Genomic DNA, 21,273 nt, shown 5'->3' on the forward strand with positions numbered 1-21,273 from the left:
AGAAATGGATGCAGTAGCAATCCTAACAAATATTCCGGATACGTTTGGAGCTTAAATTTCAGGCGTATTTTTTATGGGAGTAGACCCTTTGTTATTAGGGTTTTGAATGTATACTTTTTTATTATTTTTTTGTTTTTAATAGAAAACGAGTTAGAACCAATAAAACCAATAATACGAATGTAAACTTTCATGTAATAGTTTACATTCGTGAAAGGGGTGTTAATTATGAAAGTAGTTACGCTGCGATTCGGTGGCACTTACACCGCTTATGGACAAAAGTTTAAGAATGGCCAAGAAGAAACAGTTGCAAATGAAAAAGCAGATTACTTAGTAAGTACTGGTCATTTTGAACTTATAAAAGAAGTCGATAAGAAGGAGAAAGAAACATAATGAATATTACCTTGCAGGACGTTAAAAGCCGCGTAAATGTGCAAAAAATGCCCGATACGGTTATTCAAGAACTAATAGATTACTATGCAGTTATTGTTAGGAAGTATTTAAGGGTTAAGCCGGAGAATCCAATGAAAGAAGTCATTCAAACAAGCAAACTAGCTTGGCTTTCTTTCCCTGCTGAATCTATAGCAAAAGTAACTCATGTTAGTTCGAAACAAGATATGACCGATTCTATTACTGTAAATGGGCGGATTGTTTATGGTTTATCCGAAAATCAGTTATATGAATTCGAATATAAGATACAAGATTATGATGATCTGCAGGTACTTATGAAGAAATGTATTATTGATTTGGTTGTTTCTGCAGTAGTTCGTGCTAACTTACAACGAAAAGGTATGAAAACATCGGAGAGTATTGGCGATTATTCGTACCAGATTAGCCCAGAAACGCTGGATGAACCAGCAACAAACAATAAGATACTCAATGGTTTAAAAAGCTTTAGAGCAAGAGTTAAGCCAGTGATGGCCACATGAGTATGTACTTTGACGATGGTGAGATGGATGATTTATATATTCATGAAGTAGTTGTAAAACGAAAAGAGAGAAAGAAACAATCCTCTGGTAATTATGCAGAAATAGAAGGGGAAGTTTACGAGAATATGATTTGTCGTGTAACTACTAATTCTGCTGCTGATAATGAGAGATTTAAGCGTGACAAACAAAATTTCGATACAACCTTTAAGATATATGCACCTGCTTCTTACAAAATTAAACCTAACGACCGTATTCATTTCAAAAATGAAGAAATAGGCGTTGATTATACATTTGAAGTAAAAGGAGAACCACGAAATCCTGCATTTATGAATCATCACATTGAAATTTATTGCGAAAAGGTATGATTCTATATGGCGAATTCAGTAGAAATTGAGTACTCAAGCAATATGGAGCAAGTAAAGACACATATTAATGCTATGTGTGTTGAAAAGGTCACAGCAGCATCTATTCATTTGCAAAATCAAGTTAAGAAGAACCTCACAGGCAGCCGTAGCGGTAAGCAATACAAAATACCTCATACGAGTCGTAAATATACTGCTTCTAAACCAGGTGAAGCTCCTGCTGTTCGTACCGGTGACTTGTTAAATTCGATTAAATACAATGTTAAACGGTCACAATCAGAGGTATTGGGTGCAGTAGGGAGTGATTTAAAAAAAGCAATATGGCTTGAAACTGGTACAAGTCATATGGAAGCCCGTCCATTCCTATTAAAAACGTTTGAAAAAGAACGTAGAGAACTTAAAAGAATGATGGGAGGGTAATACATGTCTAACGTTATTGCAGCTATTAGAATGCTTGTAGAGAACGATGAAATAATAAAAGCTAATCTATCGGAGTATGGTGAAGGCGATGACAAAGGCCCTGCTCTTACATTCCAAACTGCACAAGATGATATGAATATGCCTTATGTAGTTATAAGAATTGAAGCAAACAACCCGGATGACGTTGAAATTATAGACCGTATGATTCTAAATTTCGATGTGTATTGTGATAACGGGGATTATGATAAGGCAAATACAATTGCTACACGTATTGAGAAGTTACTAGATAGAGAAGTCGGTTTAAAAGATGATGGGATACTTTCTATACATCGTGCAGGTAGTATCCCTGTGCCAGATGAAGATCCATCTATCATTCATATAAATGTAAAATTTCTTGTCCGAACCATGCGAACGGACTTGTATTAGGGGGTAGGACAAATGAGCTGGAAATTAATTAATGGTGTCCGTGAAGGGACTACAGATAATTTTGTTATCGGTCCTGGTGTCATGTACAAAGGATTTAAAAGTGTAAAAGAATTAGGTGAGCTTGTAGGAGCGACTACAGGCGGAACTAAAGTGGGTTTTGATCGTGAGTATTATGATGCAGATATTGATGGTGTACTAGGTAAAATGGTGCGCGGTAAGTGGTTATTAAAAGATGAACCACATGTAGAACTTACATTAGTAGAGTTCACAAAAGAAAACCTGCAGTTAGCTTTACCTGGTATGACGGTAGATAGTACAACTGAAGAAGAATACGATATTATGAAACCTTCAAATGATATTCCAGATTCAAATTATCATGATATTGCACTCATTGGTATGATTTCGGGTAGTGAGCTGCCAGTTATTTTTGTAATTCGTAATGCAATGGTAGTTTCCTCTATTGAAGTAGATCTTAAAGACGGTAAAGGAACGGTTGGTTTGAAATGTAAATTTATCGGTCATTACAGTGAATCTGCACCAACTACACCACCATACGAAATCTATTTACCAAAGAAAAAGAAAACAACAGTACAAAAAGCGCCGGCTACCACATAAATGGTAGTCGGTTTTCTAATGCATAAAACAAGCTGAATACAAAAAAAGGAGCGGACAAAATGACTTCTATATTAGAAAAAATGATGAATACCGGTACAGAAATTACAATCTTAGGCGAAAAAGTAACAATGCGACGATTAAATGTAACGGACGTTTGGCGATTCGCTAAGATTATTTCGAAGGTTGGACGCAGCGCAATAGTTAACTTCGCTGATTTCGGTAAGGATAAGCAAGCAATGGATGAACTTACTAAAGCAGCAGAATCTCTTCCAGAAGAAGAAAAACAAGCACAATTAGTTGCACTTAAAGAGAAGCAGCAACAAAAAGGATTAGAATTTGCTTTCCGTGTTCTAACGATGATCCCTGCTTGTGAGGATGATTTTACAGAGTTCTTTGCTAGTTTATTAAAAGTAAAAGCAGAAGAATTTAGACAGTTCCCTCCGGAAGCGATGGTTTCTGTTATTCAAGGATTACTGGAAAGTGAAGACTTAATGACTTTTTTCAACCAGGTCAAGGGACTCGTGAAAGTTCAGAGCGAGAAATGGAGCCAATCAGCAGCAGCGCCAATCCTAGCGTAAATGAAGACTCAGATGAATATTTAGAGGAAGCAGAACAAAATATGTTACGTGCTTTCGATAAGATACAAAAACGGTATGGATGGACAGATGATTATGTCTTATCTATACCGTATTCGCGTTTAATGGACCTGTTTTCTCTAATTGCACGAGAAGAGCAGCAAGAAGAACTAAATGAGTGGAAGAAGATGGCGTTCATTGGTTTTCAAACTCGTCAACTTGAAGAAGGTACTACTTTTAATGATTATCTTCAAGCCTTTGGACTAACTGACACCCAGGACAATAAAGAGTCTTCTTATGAAATGGGTGAAGTATGGACGAAAGATGAGTGTGAAGCACATGTTGAGCAGATTATGGCTCAATTCCAGGAAGACGACGATGAAGAATAAAATGGTTATCGGCCCCAGAAGGGGGTGCGTAAATGTTAGCTGAAATGTTCCAACTGTTCGGAACGATTGGTATTAAAGCAGAAGGCGCTTATAAAGATTTACAACAGTTTGAAGATCGAGTACAAAAGACTGCAAACGGAATGCATGATAAATTCCAAAAGGCAGGGGAATCAATTAGTCATGTAGGTAACAAAATGAAAGATGTTGGTACAAACATGACAACGGGCGTTTCCTTACCTTTAGCTGGTATCGGTGCTGCCGCTGTAAAAGTGGCTTCTGATTTCGATACTTCTCAAAGAAACATCCAATCTTCTTTAGGTCTTACTGAAAAAGGTGCTGAAAACCTTGGTAAAATCGCAAAAGAAACTTGGAAAGATGGATTTGGCCAAAGTATTGAAGAAGTGGATCAGTCTCTTATAAAAGTGTATCAAAATATGAAAGACGTTCCTCATGAAGAATTAGAAGAAGCTACAAAAAGCGCTATGACATTGGGTAAAACATTTGATTCTGATATCAATGAAGTAACTCGTGGTGCAGGGCAGTTAATGAATCAGTTTGGTATTTCTTCAAAGGAAGCATTCGATTTATTTGCTGCTGGTGGACAAGAAGGTTTGAACTATTCAAATGAAATGTTTGATAATGTGGCCGAATATGCGCCATTGTACAAACAAGCCGGCTTCTCTGCTAACGAGATGTTTACCATTATGGCAAACGGGACTCGTGATGGCAGTTATAATCTCGATTACATTAACGACCTTGTAAAAGAGTTCGGTATTCGGGTACAGGATGGTTCTAAGGGTGTATCTGATGCCTTTGCTGAAATGTCACCCCAAACGCAAAAGGTCTGGGATAACTTCAACAAAGGTAAAGGAACTTCTGCAGATGTGTTTAATGCCGTCTTAGGTGATTTAAGTAAGATGGACGATAAAGTAAAAGCAAACCAACTTGGTGTTGCTGTATTCGGTACAAAATGGGAAGACATGGGTGCTCAAGCTGTATTAGGTCTTAATAATGCAAATGGTGCGTTAGGCGATGTCGAGGGCACAATGGGAAAAATGCAGAAGACACAGCAAGAAGCTTTTGGTGTTCGTTGGCAAAAGTTAATGCGTACTACAATGGCATCTTTAGAACCATTAGGACAAGCTATTTTAGATATTGCAGAAGTAGCACTTCCTCCAATTATTAAAGCGGTAGAAGTTGCTGCAAAAGCATTTAGTTCTATGCCTAAGCCAATTCAAATTGGTATTGTAGCAATTTTAGGTATGGTCGCTGTATTAGGACCATTAGTCGCCATGATGGGCTTTATGACAAGTGGAGTTGGAGCATTTGTTGGTTCATTAAGATTCCTAGTACCAATACTTACTAAAGTACCAATGCTATTTACAGGCATTCTTAAAGTCGGCCCTAAACTTATCGGTATGTTTGGTGGAATCGGGAAAGCTCTAGCGCTGTTGGGCCGATCCATGATGACTTTACTGATGAATCCCTGGACGATTGCCATACTAGCAATTGTAGGATTAGTATATCTAATTTATAAAAACTGGGATGACATCGTAAAATACACCAAGAAAGCAGTTAAATGGATTGGCGATGTCTGTTCTAAAGCTTGGGACGCAACCGTAAAAGGTGCAAAAAAGGCATGGAATGGCTTAGGTAAGTTCTTCTCTGGATTTTGGAATGGTACAAAAAAACTTTTCAAATCTGCTTCATCATTTTTGGGTAAAGTCTTAGAAGAAGCTTGGAAATATATAAAACAAAGAATCGAATACAACATTAAAATTTGGAAAAACATTTTCGAGTTTGGATGGAATGCCATTAAATTTGTTTTTAATCTAGCATTAAGCGGTTTAAAAAAAATTGTAGATGGCACATGGAAATTCATTAAGAATAGTGTCCAAAAGGCAGTTAACACCTGGAAGAAAATTTTCTCTACTGGATGGAATGCTATTAAAAGAATTTTCTCTATGGCTTTAGCAATAATAAAGCAGTACGTAAAAACCGAATTCGAAAAAATGAAAAATACAATATCCAGTGTTTTTAACACGATTAAGGAAATTGTAAAAAAAGCCTGGGACGTAATTAAATCAACCTTTACTACAGTATTAAAATTCTTAAAAGATTTTGTGAAATCTTCTTGGGAATCTATTAAAGATACAATTTCTAGTGTTATGAACACAATTAAAAATGTGATTCAATCAGCTTGGAATTTTATAAAGTTTACCATCATTAATGCAGTTCGTGAATTTGTTGGGTTTGTAATTACTAATTTCAACAAATTATATAACACAATAACCGATGTTGTTGGCGGTATAAAAGAATTTATTGTTAGTAATTTTAAAACTATAAAGAAAGCAATCACTGGTGCATTTACAGGGGTTGTAGATACTGTAAAAGATGTATTTAGTAAGGTTGGTTCTATAGTAAAAAATGTAGCAAAAGATGCAGTTAGCTGGGGAAAAGATATTATTGCTGGTATTGGTGAAGGTATGTCCGGTATGGCAGATTGGCTTATAAAAAAAGCTAAAGGAGTTGTTTCGGGAATACCTAAAGCCGTATTAAAGTTCTTTGGTATCCGAAGCCCATCCCGGTTAATGATGGAATACGGGGGCTATATTACAGAAGGTCTTGGTGTAGGGATGGAAAAAATGATTCCTGCCGTAGACAAAGCTTCTGAACTATTAAATAAAGCTGTTGTTCCACCTAAACCAATGAAACTAGTAACCGATGTATCTAATCAAATTGGACAAATGGGAGCACGTTCTGCTGATCTAATCGGTAAAACTGCACATCCATTTGCTGGACAAACCCACGTTGAGAAGAAAACAGATAAAGGCGTATCAATTCAAAATGCTACATTTAAAGTCTCTGTTGAAAAACTACAATCTGCAGATGACTTTGTAAAAATGAGAAAGCTGCTACAAAACGTAGTTGCTGATGATCTAATGGGAATGGCGGTGCGAAATGTATGAGTATATTAAAAACATTGCATAGAAGAGGTGGTTCATACCATCTCTTAGGAAAGGCTGCAGAAGTAAAAAACACAATACAATATACCATTGATTTCTCATGGCCAGGGACATATAACTTTTCGTTTTTGTCCCAGGTTCCTATTGGTTCTGATGGCATGTTACCAGATAAGTACTTTATTGTTCGGGTAAATGGTATTGAGAGATTTAGAGCAAGAGGACCTTATGACTGGGAAGCAAGAGAAATCTTTGTAGGTGCAGGGCCACAAACAATTGAATTCACAACAAGTGGCTATGGTTCCTCTGACATAGCATATATACGCGACGTACATTACTATGCATTTGGGCATGTACCTAATATCGAAAAGATTGAACAAACAAAATTACCAAAATCACTAGATGGCTTAAAATTACATAATGTCATGCATGGATACCCGCGTTCTCAAAGTGCAGGTAGCAAAGGTTGTGAAGTAGAATTCACTGTACTATTTAAAGATATCAGTTATTGGCGTGATTTCATGAGGGAAATATACCGTCCTCATATTATTACTGGTGATTACGGTACCTACGGGGGTATAATTCCGCCGAATGAAGTAGATGCAATACGAAAAGGAACGTTAGTCATAGCAAAATGTAAATTAATGTCCATGTCACAAGCAGGAGTAGGAGTTGATGGAATGTGAGAGAAGGATCTATTTCTTTAATTAGAATGTTGGGGAGCTATTTCCAAGTTGGGAATAACTCCCCTAATTTAATTGTTTATATGAAAAGAAGAGACTCTTCTTCTTACGTACAAATACAACATCGTGTAATAGGCTTAGAAGTGCAGGAGAACGCAGATCAGTTTGCTAGTACATTTACTATTACCTTTGCAAATGAATACGGTCAAATGGCTCCTGACAACTGGTATGGGAAGTTCTCTTCTATTTCAGAATGGTTTTATAACAGTGAGGTAACAAATACAAACCAGCTATATCCGCAGACTGAATTTAAAGTGTCTATTGGCTACGGTGAGGAAGCATTACCTTATATACATGGTTTTGTATCTGATGTGAAGGTAAATGCCGAAAGCGGCACGATTTCAGTAACCTGCACTACATCCTATAAGAAGGTTTTACATAAATCAGTAATCCCAACACCTGGATCAGATGAAATTGTTGCACCTACCGGTAATGTTTATGATGTTGTGAAGTTCTTCTTTGAAAAAGCAGGAGTTACATTGCACGGTAACAGAGTAAATATTCCTGGAACCAATCAGAGCTGGATTGTAGAAGGAGCAACCGGTAAGAGATTTCAAAAATGGGATGAAATTGTTCGAGATATTATAGATACGACATTCCACTATATTAAACACGAACCAGACGGAAGTTGTACATTTATGAAAATGCCAGACTATGCAATTAATGAACCTGCAAAGTTTAGTTTTAGAGAAGGGGAAAACCTTATCTCTTTAGATATGCAGCTAACTGATCAGGATATAAGTAATAGTATTGTTGTTAAATGTGGAGATTACGCAAACGGATTTCTTAATTCGTTTCTATTAAAAAATGTATCGCAGGGTGATTTACGAGAGGAAATGATAGAAGTGCCCTGGGCAACAACATTCTTTGCAAGAAGAGCGGTTGCTGCAGCATATCATTTAAAAGCAATCCAGAAGTTCCGAACATTAACGGTTGCAGTTGTTGGGGATCCAAGGATTCAATTATTCGATGTTATTTCTGTTTACAATAGAGATTCTGGTCAACAGTGGAATTACTTTGTCAAAGGGATTAATACAATGATTTCTGCAGATGATGGATTCTATCAAACTTTAGATTTAACTGTTAACTATGGGTATGAACCTGCTCCATATACAGATATAACTGGTATTACAGTAAATGTAGATACATTACGATTAAAACTTTGGGACTATGATTATGAAGATGGCGACTTATTAAATATTTATTGCAATGATAAGTTAATAGAGGAAAATTACTTTATACGAAATAATCCTACATACGTTGATATACCACTCGAATACGGTGCAAACATGATTGTTTTCGAAGGGGTACGGACTCCTTTAAGATGGCTTACCGGACGGATACAAGTATTAGATACACAAAATAATATTTTATACGATTATGGTTCTTTACCCGATTTAACATTTAAACGAGTAAATATAGATGAATCAACTGGGTATTATATCAAACGCCCAGCGAAAACTTGGGCTGTCACAAGGGTAAATTAGGGGTGATCTTATGATAATGCAAAAGAATTTATATGATCCGATTATGTATCTAATGAAAGGGTTGATTGACAGGCAAATATATAACGGCGGTAAACCAATGCCTGGAAATGACCCGAACGATGTATTTAAAGAAGGTATGACAGAAGGCTATACCCTTATTCGTGATGGTGCTCGTTTGTCTGCAGTTGATGGAGATAAATATTTACACTATGATTTAGCCTTTAATTCACAAGGTATGCTAGAAAAGGTTCTTATCTCTCATAAAGTAACCGGAAAAGAGATGGAGATACAATTAATATACAATGCACAAAAGCAATTAGAGCGTGTGCAGCCGAGACTCCTTAATAAAGGTAACGGTATACTATCTGATTTACCAATTCCCGATGTGTCGTAATGATGCACGGGAATTTTTTAATACAAGAAAAGGGTGATTGCTCTTGTTTGAAACAACCTATTTAGCCGGTGGCCGATTAGATCCACCTTTTCATCCAACTAAAACAGAACCATTCATACCAGGTTTCATTATGGATTCCACATCATTTAAAACAGATGAAGTGAAATATACATTACCTGCAGATATGGAGATTTACGCAATTAGTGTTAGTTCTTCCATTTACGAATTAGATGATAAATGGGATTTAATCGTAAACGGGCAAACCGTTTGCCAAGATATTTATACAAAGCGGCTTCCGGAAGGGATGCACTTTATGGTTTATAAAGCAGTTAAAGCAGGAGACACAATTGTATTTCGATTCCATAACCAAGGAATTCTTGATAAAACAGTTTGGTTTGAATTGCACTTTTTAAGATAAGGGGGCGTATTGATGAGTTTTGCTGTTACCTATATGGCTGGTGGAAGATTCGATGCACCTTACTTCCCAACAAAAACAGAGCCATTTATACAAGGGCGAAGAGTTGGTATACATGATGAAATTCATGTAGATAAGTTTTCATTACCATTCGAAACAGAAATGATTGCTTTTTCTGTTGCCGCTTCACATTACAGTGATTCGGACTACTGGAATTTATTTATTAATGGCCAACAAGTATTTAAAGAGGTTTATGTAAAAGATGTTCCGGAGGGATTTAATTTCTCCATTGTAAAACCTATACCTGCTAATGCAGAACTAAAGTTTGAATACCACAATGCATCTGCAGAGAAAAAAGCTATATGGCTTAATTACCAACTATTAAGAGATTAGGAGCGTGAAATAGATGGCATACGTTGAAAAAATGTATACAGAAGGTGAATTCCAAGACGAAATTGTTAAATTGGTAATCGCTAATGGATGGAAGAAAGTAAAATCGTTTTTCAGAGCCGTTTATCCGGATTTAGATATAAAATCCGACGATGATACAAAATTTGAATTCGGCATGAGTAAGCACATGCTAGTGAAGAACAATAGCGGTTCTATTTATGGAATTGCTCAAATTTCAAAATGGTCACTTAAAAAGTCAGAGATTAAATACAACTTCACAAATGAAGAAGGAAAGAAAGCTTTTGCCGAAGACGGTAAAAAACGTCTAGAAAGCGGTAGGGATCGTTCTTGTTTTTATGTTTACATGATTGAAAAAGAACCAAGCGTTGCTGATGAAGGTGTACTGGTTCTTCCTTATGAATCTAACAAATTTGAAAAAATATTATTAGATGTGGAATTAACTAAGATAGGAATTACTCTAAAGACAAATCCAAGTGGTGGCGGTACATATAAAGTTTACTCTTATGATGAAGCAGAGACACAAGTCATGATGTCCCCTTGGGTGAAAGTAACATTACGAAATACGAATTTACAAGGTATCGATGCTCAAACAAATTGGTGGCCAGATTCATTGGTCCGGATTAATGGCCAAGTTGATGAAAGCCGTGTTGTTTTATTAATACAAGCTGATAATACACCAGCCTTTGAAAACAACGTAGTTCCAGTTACACCGCTTTATATGGGCCAATTAGAAAGTTACGCTAATGATGATACATTAGGTGATGCATTATGGGCAGGAACAGCTTTTGATACAGGTAATGAAGAAGCATCACATAAATTCGATTTTAACGACACGAAACCATATAGAAATGTAGAAAACTACATGCCTGTCATGAAGTCTTATCCACGTTCCCCTGGTAATGGTATTGATAACGTAATTATTAAACGTTCAAGATTAGGAGCAAGGTACCAGGCTCATTTTATTGCTTGGAATGTAGCACCTAATGCAATGCCACCAGATCGCGTTGGTAAAGATGGCGGTCAATATTCACTAGCATGGCAATCGCAGGATAATGACGAGTACAAATATCAATTTAACCCGTCTGTTTATAGCAATAAAGTACATACTTCTCGTGCTTATATTGTTCATCCAGACGAAGGTGTCCGTGGGTATTTACCTTATATGATTCTGTTATCTCCACTAGGTTTATTAAATGGCGATAGATTAAAAGTTAGAAAGAATACTTGTCCAGATTCACACGACATTTACAAATTCTTTAATGTAGATGCTATTTCACCAATTACAAAAAGACCTTCTACGGCGTATCGTCCTGCTGGATTAGGTATTTTTGAGAAAACAGTATAAAGGAGTGTACATATATGTGGTTTGATAAAGTCGTATATTTACAAACATTACCGCAAGAATTAGAAAAACTATTTGCTGATAACGGTTGGAAACGAACGCTATTCTTCCAAATTAAGAGCGGCATTTCAAAATTTATTGATGTAAGGTTGTTTGAATCGTTAGGAAGCGATGGAGAACGCAGAAGATTCGGCATAGCAAATGCGTATGACACTGCTGATTCTGATTTCACTGATAGCCGGTTTATTTCTGCAGATTCTCCACTAGGTAAATTAGGGATGGGGGATGGAGTGAAGAAAGACTTCTCTATCCCTGTTTCTCCTGTTCTTGGCCCTTCTGTCATTGTATATGTAAATGGATTTGAACAAGAGAAGAGTAAATATAAGGTGGATGCAACTACAGGAAAAGTAACATTTACTACCGCTATTGCAAAAGGCGATAAAGTAACATGCGAATATAGATTAGCTACCAACACATACGAGCCAAACAATGACATGCTACTATTTACTTTCAATCGATACTTTATTGAAAAAGAGATCCTTTCCGGTGATAAATTAGGGGAATTAGGAAAAGGAAATGGAACGAAAAAGAACTTCGCATTGCCATTCCCTAACTTTGACGAAAGTAGGACCGTAGTTTACAAGGATAATACTATTGTTGACCCTAGCGAGTATTCGTTCACTGAAACGGAAATTGTATTTAAAACCGCACCTGCTGCAGATACAACAATTAAGATTAGCGGTATTTATTTCTTATTACCAAAAGCAGACGGAACACTGGATACATTAACGGCAAAAACAAGTTTCGATGTACAAAAGATGGAAAGTATTATGGGCGAAGTATATTCTACGATTAATTTTGTGAACCCATCCCCTTATACATCAATTAGTTTTACACCGGAGCAGCGTTTCTCTAAAGAATTAAATCGCGACTCTGTTGTTTATCTGTATGGGAACGCAAACAAGGACCGCTTAATTATGTTTATGCGTGTAGATCCAACACCAAATCCAGTTCGTGCATTATTTGTTCCGTTGTATATCGGGAAATTATATACATTCGATGTTGCACCAAGAAAAAACATGATTATTTTAAGTGGCTGCAGACCAGGCGACCAATTTGTATATTCGCCAAATAAGAAAATCGGTAATGCGCCACTTGATTACGGTTCTGATACATCAAACGGAAACGAAACGGTTCAATTATCACAATCAAGCACAGGAGCCATGTACCAACATCATTATCTAGCTTTCATTACTCATGATATGTCAGTAGATAGTGGACAAGGACGCTTTAATCCATCGGTTTATAGTGGTAAATATCATTTATCTCAAATTTATATTGTTCATCCAAACGATGGATATGTTGGAAAACTAGATGATGTTTATGCAGTTCATCCAAAGAATATCCAGCAAGCTGATGAATTAGAAATTGAAAAAACAGTTGTAGATGAAGTACTTGGTCAAGGCGATGGCCATCGTAAAGTATTTCATTTAGAACATAAGCCAAAGGGCGAAACGTTAAGATTATTCATTTCATGTAAAGAAGTAGAAAAAACAGATTATGTATACAATGCAGAGGATAAGACCGTTACATTTAACGAAGCACCGGTTATTGGTTCTGAAATCACAGGCGCTTATGAAATGGCTCAATTATATCGTTATACATTACCGACAACGCCAGTTTGTCCTATGACGCAAGCGAAAGCAACACCATTTAATCCAATTGGTTTAGCGATCTACAAAGAAGATATTTAAGCATAAGGGGGTAGCAGAAGAATGAGTGAAAAAGTTTATTCTATTGCTTCCCCTTCTATATGTACCAAAGAAAAAAGTCATGTTGTTGTCGTTGGTTCTGGGCCAGATCGGAATGAAAAAGTTTATTCTTTTTCTATTACACCAGCGAATACAGAAAACAAAAATGATGTTGGTTATCCAATTTGCATTGCTCCTTATGCGAGATATAAGGCTGTTAAAGAAGATAACGCAGGAATAACTGCCACAAAAGTAAGAGCAAAAGGGATTTTAACAGGTGTTGTAGAGAATGCATTGCGACAAATAGAGGTAGAAGCCTACATTTCAAATGCAACTGATTCTGATTTAAATCGAAATATAAATGTGGCCAACATTGAAATGCAGCATTCGCAACGAATGGACAGTATTTCTGTTCAACTAATTTCTGCAGAAGAATCAACACAACATAGACGAATTTTCGATATAAACCATATCGAAGGGGTAGAGAGCGAAAAACCAAGTGAGATAGAAGCAATGGTACACGCTTCTGATGTAACAAATCTTATAACGAATGAATATGAAGTTGCGCCGATCATACAGCAGGATTTACTAAAAGGTAAGTTACGTGAATTCGCTGCAGGTGTAGAAGTATTACCGGAATGGGTAAATGTTGCGCGCATTGTATATGGTGAAGGTTTTTATAATGATCTTATGGCCGATAGAGTTACAACGAATTATGAAGCCGTATCAATGCATAATGAAACAAGCGATATTGTTACCAGGGAGCTACAAGCTACACATGCAGAAGTTACTTTATCTACTGCAGTTCCAAATATATTACCTGTATCCATTGCCGAAAATGAAACTGGTGATATACAGCAAAAAGAAATACTTCTTCATGCTCCGGCACAATTCGAATTTGGTACAAAAGAGCGAGAAGTTAAAGGGATTATAGAAGAATTTGATTTATTCAATGGTATGGGGATACCGGTTTATCTTCCGGATTATGATTTATTTGCTCGTATGCAAAGAGACGTTGAAACGTCTATCGCTAAACAATATGAGTTGAATCGTGTAGAAGAAATTGAAAATGTGGACCTGCTTCCTTATGAAGATATTGAAAGCGCATATTTAATTCGTGACATAGATGTAGCTCAAATTAACCTGGATCACTCTATTCGAACAAAGGAACTTGCTACAGATGTTATCGCAAGTAACGACGTAAGCAAGAAAATAAATATATTTGATTCTGAAAGAAATGAATCCGCATCATTTACAAGAACAAAAGAACAGTATGCGAATGTAGATACAACACACACATTTGAACGTATCGTAGAAACACTTGATTCTGTTTATGCCGATCAACAAGAATTCGCAAATAAAGAAAATGTATTTACTGCGGCTGTAGAGGTAGGACAAGAAGTTAAAAATGCTTCACGGGTATTATCTGTTAAAGATATTTCCGGAACTGACGATGCAAATAAATCGAAAAACATATTCGAAATACACACAATTGTCACAGAAGAAGCCGAAAGGTTACATGAAATAAATGCCGGCATTACTGATGCAGATTATTCTCATCGTATCTTCAAAGAATTACAAGGCGTATCGCCAGACGTTACATTTGCAGAAGTGAAAAATGAGTTGCAAGCAACTGTAGTTGAACTGGAACAAGCTGATAAAGAAGATACTGCAGTACTTACACATGTTGATGAAATTTCTTCATTCGGATTAAAAGAACGCGTACTTATTACTGATGTAAATACTGATGAAGTTGCCAATAAAACCGAAAAAGAATTACAAGCTACCATAGAAGAGTTTGATTTATTTGAGGGCCTTGGTATTCCCGTATATCTTCCAGAATTCGATTTGTTTGGCCGTGTTCAAAAAGAACTAGAAACACGTATTGCCTTATTTAATGATTCATCTAAATCATTAAATGTGATGCAAATGAAGCTAGATAAAACAATTGAATCTGAAAAAGCAATGAAAGAACATACAACTGCAGTAATTGCAGAAGTAGCTTCTGACATCGTTCCAGTTATTTTAAATGCTGAACACATATCATTAGACGTTTCTTATAAACAGGATACACAACAAGCTTTTATTACAGAGCAAGAAGCTTTTATTGGTATACGTGAATTTGAAGGCGGAATTATCTCTGATACAACGCTGGCTGATAAAGAAGTTATAACAAGAGATACAGATGTAATTGAAACTGCAGATGCAGCAAGGGAATCTGAACGATATGCAATCGTTAGTGAACATGAATTATTAGAGCGACAGACTAGCATAGAAGCTACAACTAACAAAGTAGATACATTTTATAGGGAACATGAATTAGAAAGCGTTACAGAGAAATATGAACGGTTTGAACGTACACCAGAAAGAGAATCAGTTCTAGAGGATAATGAACTATTCAAAATGGAGAGAGTACTAGATACAGAAAAACCAGATGAATTAATAGTTATCGAAAAAGAAAATAATGATCCTAAGTTATGGCTGCGGCATAGTCGTCAATCTTGGTGGACAAATTCAAACTGGAGAAAAACAAGATAAGGAGTGTAGAAAATGATGAGCATCGGCAAGATTTTATCCAATCCCGAAAGTGGTTGGATAAGAAAAAATTGTCAACCAGCTAATATAGAGGCTTTTTTTAAGGGGGTTAACCTTAATGGTTCGAAAGGCTGGTTCGCTGTGGGTAGTGACGAAAATGCAGAAACAGGAAATGCATGGTACGCGACCTCTGAAGTACCTTCTTCAGTGTTATCTTTTACATTCTTTGGTTCAGGATTTCGTATTATTACGGGACATGACGAGGTACCAAAAAGCTCATTTCTTTTGGTTACGGTTGATGGAAGTTCTAGAACCGTTAACCTTTCTGCTCATACATCAAAGTTTACAGTAGTTTATGAAGATTTAAATTTACAAAATAAGGAGCATACAGTGACAATACGTGCAACTGGAAGTAATACAGGAAGATTTACTTTTCTATATGCAATAGACTATTTAAATTTAGAATTGGAAAAAAAATCTAAGGTCTCACTATACGAAAAGGAAAGTGGAAAAATCTTTGTAAATGATTTTGATACCATAAATCCAAAATGGCTTATGTCACCATCAAATGCATTTAACAACGCTGTAAAAAAAGGATTCCTACGTATGAATCATTCTGTAGATAAAGACGTTATGCTATTAATTGACAGACCACAAGACAACTTTGTAATCCAAGTTATTGCGGATTATGCTCCTACAAAAGAAGGAGATGAAGGTGGCTTACTAATCTATCAAAACGAAAAGAATAAAGTGGAGTTTCTTGAATCCTATTCCGCTAATAGTTTACAAAGCAATAAAGAGTGGATGGCAATATGTAAAGAAGATCAATGGGACTTTTACACAAAGACAGATAAATTTTTTGATTATGCGGATAACGATTCATTGGCAGCAAAAAGAATTGGTGTTGTTTTAAAAAGAGGAACTGCAGAGGGATTTGTACCGCTAGACATCAATAAAATTATTATGACAACAAGCAATATGTTACGTCTGCGTCAACTATATGAAAATTATAAGGTTGTATTAAAAGATACTGCAGATAATATCTTGTCTACTAACATCGTAGCTGCAGCTCATACCGGCATTGATATTCTACTTCCTTCTTTAGAGTTCGAGGGAATCATAGAAATATATGACGAGGAAAACGAACTGATAGCAAAGAAACACGCTACCTTTTACGGTGGGGATATGTATTGCATGGGTTCATCCCTGCAAATCAAAATGAATAGCGAAGAATTAAATACAACGGATCCAACGAACTTAGGTTACATGGTGAATAATGAGCGTATTGTAAAAATGACAATCGTAAATGATAACATCGGTGCTGCTACAAATATAAAACTATCCATTCAACAGTACATGGAGAAAGTCGGTTACACCTGGGCACTTATTTCATTAGATGGTACTAACTATTCAAATGAAATACAGATTGATTCAGTTGCTGCACAAGATACGCGTGATTTTTGGGTAAAAGTTGTGAAGGATACAAATTTCTTAGCATTCGAACCGATTTATTTTAATATTCATCTAAAACACAATTGAGGTGAATACAATATGGGAACTGTAATGAAATTATATAGATATACATCCGAAAGTGAGATTACACCATCAATCCTTATTGAGAGGAATATACAAATTACAATTGAACCAGGAAAAACTCTATATACTCCGCTGGATGTAGGTTGTAATAAATATGATCTTCGAACCATTCAAGTTACAAATGATTCGAACGTTGAAGCAATGTTATTTATGTACGATCAAAAAGAGAACGGGAATCAAATCTATAAAAGCTTATCCGAAAAAAGAACGTATGATATTTTATCCATTCCTTGCGAGGATAAAGACCATACAAACAAGGTACATCTTTATATAGAAAATAGGGGTGTGGCAACCTCTACTTTTAATGTTTCTATGAAAGCGATACGTTTAAGTTAAGGAGGAACATACAGAATGACAAATAAAATTTGTAAGTTACACAGACTAGAGCGAAGAGAAGTCTTTATGAAGATTATCGATGAAATGAAAAAGGCTGGATGGCAGCAATTAAATGTTGATGCGCCATCAAAAGATAAAATTTATGTCATGTACTCAAGCGGTAACGACGGTATGAAGAACCATTATATAGAGTTACGTCCATTTGATGCCGCTAATGCAAGTAGCCAAGATATTATAGCAGGTAATTATACCTATTTTGATATAAGAGATTCTGTTAATTCTGTTACTGATGCAAGCTTTAGATTAATTGAACGATATGATAAAGAGAAGGATGTTACCTTCGGAGGACCTGGTTCGTTCTATCCATTATGTTTTCATCAAGGGAAAACAACTAACAGCGTTAATGTTACTACTATTAGCAAACCAATTGCTATGGTGGATCTATATTTATACGTTGATAAAGACATTGTTATCTACTGTGTTTATGAAAACGATGATAATCTTCCAGAACGAAAAGGGAAGACTGTAATAGGATTATTTGGTATTCCAGATGAACTATATCAACAAGAACAATTCACACCTATATCTTCTCCTTTTAGTGTATTGGTGAGCGTTTGTCCAAAATGGGACCCTTATTCAGCACTGGTGGCTGCTAGAAGTAAACTTATATATGAGGGATTAAAAAATGTTTCTGTTCCTACTTTCATTTGGGATAAGGTATTTTTAAAGGCACCTTCTTTAGAAGGAAATATAATATTCACATCATTTTTCATGGGAGATAACATAGATGGATTAAGAGCAAAATTTGATGGCCTTTACACATATAGAGGTTCAAATTATGTAACTGGCGATATCGTTGAAATTTCTCAAGATGGAGAAGTCCAGAAATATAAATTATTTAACACCTACTACTCAAGTGTATGGAGTTCATTTTCAGAGTACAACATCGCATTAAGAGTAGAATAAGGCTGGTGATTTTATGACAATAAAAGGCATAATAATTCAACCCAAAACACTGTATCCAACCGTACAACGTAAACCACAAATACGCAAAGGCTCAAAATTAGAAATCAGTAACATGTATATTACAGGAGTTAGAGCAACTGCTATACGCAAAGGGGTTATGTTTGATTTCTCCCGAAACGAAAGTAAAACTACTGAAAAAGCAGTGATGAAACCACCACGTACTGAACCACTAGAATACGCGTGGAAGAAAATGAACATATAACTTTATCGAAATTGAGCGTGCTGCAGCAGGCTTTTTTATTTTGATTAAAATTTGAAAGGAGGTGAGAACTTGGAAAGAATTCACGAGCTCATCAAGGCATTGAATATAAGCGATGTTATTACAAGTACTCAATTTAAAGTAGGTGGTGCTATAGGTGGTGGATTAGGAACAATAATTAATTTGTTATACGGTAAAGCAAACTTAATTTGGATATCGATCTATTGCTGGATTATCATGCTCGACTGGATTACGGGTAGTAAAGCTTCAAAGCTAGACGGAACATACTCATCACAATATGGAATTGAGGGCATCACGAGAACCGTGGTGCTTTTATCATTACCAGCTATTGCACATTTATTTGATATTGCTCTTAAACTACCTGATTTCTTTTTCTTCATGGTAGTCGGTGGATTGAGTTACCACATTTTTAATAGTTTCGCAGCAAACTGTGCAAGAATTGGCTGGGAAAAATGGATTCCTGCATGGTTATTAGAAAGTGTAGCATCCGAAATTCAAGCGAAGATCCAAAGAAGTGATGCACGAAAAGAAAAACATAATACCAAATAAAAAATACACGCCTTACATAAGGAGAGCATTGTCAAAAGACGGTGCTCTTTTTGTTTGGCAAAAAGGGGAAACACACAATGAAAAAACCAATTAAACTATTTAGCTCATTATTTATGACTCTATTACTCTTATTTTCGTTTGCTACGGCTTCTTTTGCCGATAGAGTACTAATTATCCAAGACTTACCGAAACAAGCATATCGATACGGTGTGGGCGCTTATGAGGGAGTTGTTGCACATAGTACTGCAACACCAGAAGCACCAGCGATTAACATTAGAAATTATGAATCTAGAACATGGAGAAATGCATTTGTACATTATGCTGTAGATTGGAACGAAACAGTCCAAATTGCCGATACAAAATATGTTGCTTATGGCGCTGGACCAGCTGCAAATAAAAGATTTGTTCACGTAGAACTTTCTGAAACTAGTAACCAAGAAAAATTTAAATCTTCTTACGAACGTTATGTAAAACTATTAGCTAAGATTTTAAAAGATAGAGGGATTCATCCAAGCAAAGGTTTATGGACACATAAAGATATCACTTACAAGTTAGGTGAAACTGACCACGAAGATCCGATTGATTACCTTCGCAGTCATGGTGTATCAGAATCACAATTCAGAGCGGACGTACAAAAGGCGTATGAAGGCGCAATAGTTACAGTTAAACCAAAACCACAAGAGCCATCTCAAAACGTTGTAGGCGAAACAGGAGTAGCTTATATTGATGGATTTAACGTAAACCTAAGAAGTGGACCATCAACAAATCATGGTGTTATCCGTCAATTAAATAAAGGAGAAGCATATCAAGTATGGGGAAAACAAGGGAATTGGTTAAATCTTGGTGGTAACCAATGGATTTATAACAACCCATCTTACATTAAATATCAAGGGGAACAAACTACTACTTCAAGTTCTGTAGTAGGAAAACGTGTTGTTTCTAAAGTGGACGACCTTCGTTTTTATGATTCTGCTTCCTGGTCTGATAAAGATGTAGCAGGAACGGTAGATGAAGGGCTTGGATTTACGATTGATGCTAAAGTATCTGTTAATGGTTCACCACAATACAAAGTACACAACAGTAAAGGCACAACATACTATGTAACTGCAAATGAAGCCTATGTGTATGTAAAGTAGAGAAAAGGACTTTTTGTATAATTCTTAGTTAAACATTGAATAGAGAGTGAAAGTGTGGATGAAAGTTACCTATAACTTTCATTTGAATCATAAGCGCATACAAAGATTGATGAATCAATTAGGCATCAAAGCCGTAATTAGGAAAAAAATAGGCATATGTGATTTTAGATAACCATCTAAATAGAGACTTTCAAGCTTCAAAACCAAATGAGAAATAAAGCTTGTGTTAGATACACTTAAAAAGGTAAAGAAAAAACGAAATGTAACGGGAATCCTCTTACATAGTGATCAAGGGTCTCAATATACATCTCGTCAATATAATCAATTACTTAAAAAAAATCAGCTGAAGGCAAGTATGTCTCGACGAGGTAACTGTTGAGATAAAGCTTGTATGGAAAACTTCTTCATTCACTTTAAGGCAGAATACTTTCATTTATATTCCTTCCGCAAAGCAGATGAGGTTAAATTTGCCGTGCGCAACTAAGCAACCTGAGTCCATATAAATATAGAACTCAGGTTGCTTAGTTGCGCTTTTTAGGGATCACTGCATTATATAGTACTCTTCTATGAATCAGTACACCATTCATATATTGTTGATGTTTGTGAGTCATGAACAATTAAATGGTTTAACAAGTAAGGATTCAAGATAATGTATG

General features: G+C 36.0%; 25 protein-coding genes. All 25 read left to right on the top strand.

Features of this window, described 5'->3' with window-relative positions; translation table 11 throughout:
- Window positions 1-225 precede the first annotated feature (225 nt).
- Complete coding sequence (locus MR167_RS23655; RefSeq protein WP_098676045.1) at window positions 226-390, top strand: YqbF domain-containing protein; 165 nt, start codon at window positions 226-228, stop codon at window positions 388-390.
- Window positions 390-926, top strand: a complete 537-nt coding sequence (locus MR167_RS23660) for a hypothetical protein (protein WP_098676044.1) — start codon at window positions 390-392, stop codon at window positions 924-926. Before MR167_RS23655 ends, MR167_RS23660 begins: the two co-directional genes overlap by 1 nt.
- Window positions 923-1,291 (top strand): hypothetical protein, encoded by a 369-nt coding sequence (locus MR167_RS23665; protein ID WP_242315617.1) that lies wholly within the window; start codon window positions 923-925, stop codon window positions 1,289-1,291. The genes MR167_RS23660 and MR167_RS23665 overlap by 4 nt, the downstream gene beginning before the upstream one ends.
- Before the next feature lie 6 nt (window positions 1,292-1,297).
- Entirely contained in the window at window positions 1,298-1,708 is a 411-nt protein-coding gene (locus tag MR167_RS23670) for an HK97-gp10 family putative phage morphogenesis protein (protein WP_000024036.1), read from the top strand.
- Window positions 1,709-1,711: 3 nt separating this feature from the next.
- Window positions 1,712-2,134 carry a hypothetical protein gene (locus MR167_RS23675; protein WP_242315618.1) on the top strand — a complete coding sequence of 141 codons (423 nt, stop codon included), beginning with the start codon at window positions 1,712-1,714 and terminating at the stop codon, window positions 2,132-2,134.
- A gap of 12 nt (window positions 2,135-2,146) precedes the next feature.
- The gene (locus tag MR167_RS23680) at window positions 2,147-2,749 is read left to right on the top strand and encodes a hypothetical protein (protein WP_242315620.1); all 603 of its coding nucleotides are present in this window, start codon (window positions 2,147-2,149) and stop codon (window positions 2,747-2,749) included.
- A gap of 59 nt (window positions 2,750-2,808) precedes the next feature.
- On the top strand, window positions 2,809-3,327 hold the full coding sequence (locus tag MR167_RS23685) for a hypothetical protein (protein WP_000200742.1): 519 nt from the start codon (window positions 2,809-2,811) through the stop codon (window positions 3,325-3,327).
- Window positions 3,291-3,713: a hypothetical protein gene (locus tag MR167_RS23690; protein WP_242315622.1), complete on the top strand. Its 423-nt coding sequence runs from the start codon at window positions 3,291-3,293 to the stop codon at window positions 3,711-3,713. Before MR167_RS23685 ends, MR167_RS23690 begins: the two co-directional genes overlap by 37 nt.
- 32 nt (window positions 3,714-3,745) lie before the next feature.
- Window positions 3,746-6,682 carry a phage tail tape measure protein gene (locus MR167_RS23695; RefSeq protein ID WP_242315624.1) on the top strand — a complete coding sequence of 979 codons (2,937 nt, stop codon included), beginning with the start codon at window positions 3,746-3,748 and terminating at the stop codon, window positions 6,680-6,682.
- Window positions 6,679-7,362 carry a hypothetical protein gene (locus MR167_RS23700; RefSeq protein WP_242315626.1) on the top strand — a complete coding sequence of 228 codons (684 nt, stop codon included), beginning with the start codon at window positions 6,679-6,681 and terminating at the stop codon, window positions 7,360-7,362. The genes MR167_RS23695 and MR167_RS23700 overlap by 4 nt, the downstream gene beginning before the upstream one ends.
- A complete protein-coding gene (locus MR167_RS23705) occupies window positions 7,359-8,906 on the top strand; it encodes a hypothetical protein (protein WP_001206677.1) in 1,548 nt (515 codons plus the stop codon). The genes MR167_RS23700 and MR167_RS23705 overlap by 4 nt, the downstream gene beginning before the upstream one ends.
- A gap of 10 nt (window positions 8,907-8,916) precedes the next feature.
- On the top strand, window positions 8,917-9,300 hold the full coding sequence (locus MR167_RS23710; RefSeq protein WP_000605841.1) for a hypothetical protein: 384 nt from the start codon (window positions 8,917-8,919) through the stop codon (window positions 9,298-9,300).
- A 43-nt stretch (window positions 9,301-9,343) separates the two neighbouring features.
- A complete protein-coding gene (locus MR167_RS23715; RefSeq protein ID WP_000464284.1) occupies window positions 9,344-9,718 on the top strand; it encodes a hypothetical protein in 375 nt (124 codons plus the stop codon).
- 12 nt (window positions 9,719-9,730) lie between these two features.
- Window positions 9,731-10,108 carry a hypothetical protein gene (locus MR167_RS23720; RefSeq protein ID WP_000006649.1) on the top strand — a complete coding sequence of 126 codons (378 nt, stop codon included), beginning with the start codon at window positions 9,731-9,733 and terminating at the stop codon, window positions 10,106-10,108.
- A gap of 13 nt (window positions 10,109-10,121) precedes the next feature.
- Complete coding sequence (locus tag MR167_RS23725) at window positions 10,122-11,471, top strand: hypothetical protein (RefSeq protein ID WP_242315628.1); 1,350 nt, start codon at window positions 10,122-10,124, stop codon at window positions 11,469-11,471.
- Window positions 11,472-11,485: 14 nt separating this feature from the next.
- A complete protein-coding gene (locus MR167_RS23730) occupies window positions 11,486-13,222 on the top strand; it encodes a hypothetical protein (RefSeq protein WP_242315630.1) in 1,737 nt (578 codons plus the stop codon).
- A 21-nt stretch (window positions 13,223-13,243) separates the two neighbouring features.
- Window positions 13,244-15,757, top strand: a complete 2,514-nt coding sequence (locus MR167_RS23735) for a hypothetical protein (RefSeq protein ID WP_242315632.1) — start codon at window positions 13,244-13,246, stop codon at window positions 15,755-15,757.
- A 12-nt stretch (window positions 15,758-15,769) separates the two neighbouring features.
- Complete coding sequence (locus MR167_RS23740; RefSeq protein ID WP_242315634.1) at window positions 15,770-17,293, top strand: hypothetical protein; 1,524 nt, start codon at window positions 15,770-15,772, stop codon at window positions 17,291-17,293.
- 12 nt (window positions 17,294-17,305) lie between these two features.
- Complete coding sequence (locus tag MR167_RS23745) at window positions 17,306-17,686, top strand: hypothetical protein (protein WP_242315636.1); 381 nt, start codon at window positions 17,306-17,308, stop codon at window positions 17,684-17,686.
- 15 nt (window positions 17,687-17,701) lie between these two features.
- Window positions 17,702-18,652, top strand: a complete 951-nt coding sequence (locus MR167_RS23750) for a hypothetical protein (RefSeq protein ID WP_063263836.1) — start codon at window positions 17,702-17,704, stop codon at window positions 18,650-18,652.
- A 13-nt stretch (window positions 18,653-18,665) separates the two neighbouring features.
- Window positions 18,666-18,914 (top strand): hypothetical protein, encoded by a 249-nt coding sequence (locus tag MR167_RS23755; protein WP_150190138.1) that lies wholly within the window; start codon window positions 18,666-18,668, stop codon window positions 18,912-18,914.
- Between the two features lie 69 nt (window positions 18,915-18,983).
- Complete coding sequence (locus MR167_RS23760; protein ID WP_098285049.1) at window positions 18,984-19,481, top strand: phage holin family protein; 498 nt, start codon at window positions 18,984-18,986, stop codon at window positions 19,479-19,481.
- A gap of 77 nt (window positions 19,482-19,558) precedes the next feature.
- A complete protein-coding gene (locus MR167_RS23765) occupies window positions 19,559-20,617 on the top strand; it encodes an N-acetylmuramoyl-L-alanine amidase (RefSeq protein WP_242315638.1) in 1,059 nt (352 codons plus the stop codon).
- Between the two features lie 52 nt (window positions 20,618-20,669).
- Window positions 20,670-20,789 (top strand): IS3 family transposase, encoded by a 120-nt coding sequence (locus MR167_RS33745; protein ID WP_481746708.1) that lies wholly within the window; start codon window positions 20,670-20,672, stop codon window positions 20,787-20,789.
- A gap of 51 nt (window positions 20,790-20,840) precedes the next feature.
- Entirely contained in the window at window positions 20,841-20,996 is a 156-nt protein-coding gene (locus MR167_RS23770) for a DDE-type integrase/transposase/recombinase (RefSeq protein ID WP_431175330.1), read from the top strand.
- Window positions 20,997-21,273: the final 277 nt, after the last annotated feature.

Source organism: Bacillus cereus group sp. BfR-BA-01355 (genome assembly GCF_022663675.1).
GTDB lineage: Bacteria > Bacillota > Bacilli > Bacillales > Bacillaceae_G > Bacillus_A > Bacillus_A thuringiensis_S.

Bases quoted from the DNA above. Each gene is read 5' to 3' on its own strand.
- MR167_RS23655 (WP_098676045.1), top strand. From the start codon at position 226: ATGAAAGTAGTTACGCTGCGATTCGGTGGCACTTACACCGCTTATGGA.
- MR167_RS23660 (WP_098676044.1), top strand. From the start codon at position 390: ATGAATATTACCTTGCAGGACGTTAAAAGCCGCGTAAATGTGCAAAAA.
- MR167_RS23665 (WP_242315617.1), top strand. From the start codon at position 923: ATGAGTATGTACTTTGACGATGGTGAGATGGATGATTTATATATTCAT.
- MR167_RS23670 (WP_000024036.1), top strand. From the start codon at position 1,298: ATGGCGAATTCAGTAGAAATTGAGTACTCAAGCAATATGGAGCAAGTA.
- MR167_RS23675 (WP_242315618.1), top strand. From the start codon at position 1,712: ATGTCTAACGTTATTGCAGCTATTAGAATGCTTGTAGAGAACGATGAA.
- MR167_RS23680 (WP_242315620.1), top strand. From the start codon at position 2,147: ATGAGCTGGAAATTAATTAATGGTGTCCGTGAAGGGACTACAGATAAT.
- MR167_RS23685 (WP_000200742.1), top strand. From the start codon at position 2,809: ATGACTTCTATATTAGAAAAAATGATGAATACCGGTACAGAAATTACA.
- MR167_RS23690 (WP_242315622.1), top strand. From the start codon at position 3,291: ATGGAGCCAATCAGCAGCAGCGCCAATCCTAGCGTAAATGAAGACTCA.
- MR167_RS23695 (WP_242315624.1), top strand. From the start codon at position 3,746: ATGTTAGCTGAAATGTTCCAACTGTTCGGAACGATTGGTATTAAAGCA.
- MR167_RS23700 (WP_242315626.1), top strand. From the start codon at position 6,679: ATGAGTATATTAAAAACATTGCATAGAAGAGGTGGTTCATACCATCTC.
- MR167_RS23710 (WP_000605841.1), top strand. From the start codon at position 8,917: ATGATAATGCAAAAGAATTTATATGATCCGATTATGTATCTAATGAAA.
- MR167_RS23720 (WP_000006649.1), top strand. From the start codon at position 9,731: ATGAGTTTTGCTGTTACCTATATGGCTGGTGGAAGATTCGATGCACCT.
- MR167_RS23725 (WP_242315628.1), top strand. From the start codon at position 10,122: ATGGCATACGTTGAAAAAATGTATACAGAAGGTGAATTCCAAGACGAA.
- MR167_RS23730 (WP_242315630.1), top strand. From the start codon at position 11,486: ATGTGGTTTGATAAAGTCGTATATTTACAAACATTACCGCAAGAATTA.
- MR167_RS23735 (WP_242315632.1), top strand. From the start codon at position 13,244: ATGAGTGAAAAAGTTTATTCTATTGCTTCCCCTTCTATATGTACCAAA.
- MR167_RS23740 (WP_242315634.1), top strand. From the start codon at position 15,770: ATGATGAGCATCGGCAAGATTTTATCCAATCCCGAAAGTGGTTGGATA.
- MR167_RS23745 (WP_242315636.1), top strand. From the start codon at position 17,306: ATGGGAACTGTAATGAAATTATATAGATATACATCCGAAAGTGAGATT.
- MR167_RS23750 (WP_063263836.1), top strand. From the start codon at position 17,702: ATGACAAATAAAATTTGTAAGTTACACAGACTAGAGCGAAGAGAAGTC.
- MR167_RS23755 (WP_150190138.1), top strand. From the start codon at position 18,666: ATGACAATAAAAGGCATAATAATTCAACCCAAAACACTGTATCCAACC.
- MR167_RS23765 (WP_242315638.1), top strand. From the start codon at position 19,559: ATGAAAAAACCAATTAAACTATTTAGCTCATTATTTATGACTCTATTA.